The sequence below is a fragment of the Psychrobacter sp. PP-21 genome, assembly GCF_033790785.1.
Classification (GTDB): Bacteria; Pseudomonadota; Gammaproteobacteria; order Pseudomonadales; family Moraxellaceae; genus Psychrobacter.
This window is the reverse complement of sequence record NZ_JAMYEB010000110.1, coordinates 1-380: the sequence shown is the minus strand read 5'-3', so window position 1 is coordinate 380 and position 380 is coordinate 1. Positions and strand designations below refer to the sequence as shown.

The window sequence follows — 380 nt, the reverse complement described above, 5'->3', positions numbered from 1 at the left end:
GCACCTCGACGATCGGGCGGTTCGCCGCCATGGCGCCGCGAGTCGCGAACGAGACCGAGATGATGGTGGCGACGATGACGAGCGCGAGAATGCCGAGACCCGCGAGCACCGTGGCGTTGGTCATCGAGCGCATCCGTTCGATCCAGGCGCGGTGATCGTCGACGCTGGCGCTTGGGGCCGCCTGGGTCACGCGGGCGCGCAAGGCGCCGAGATCGAGCGCCGTGCCCGGCTGCACGCGCGCGATGATCAGGCGCGGCACCGGCAGATCGTCCATCGACAATCCGGTGCCGAGCCAGGGCTCGAGCAGCTTGCCGCTCTCGTCCTTGGTAAACGGTTTGACTTCGACCATGCCGGCTTGTGTGCGCATCGCCTCGGTCACC

1 protein-coding gene is annotated in these 380 nt (G+C 68.7%); it reads right to left on the bottom strand.

Annotated features, from left to right (window positions below):
- A partial coding sequence (locus tag NJD71_RS13800) for a cell division protein FtsX (protein WP_319052463.1) occupies window positions 1-380 on the bottom strand: 380 nt, incomplete at both ends.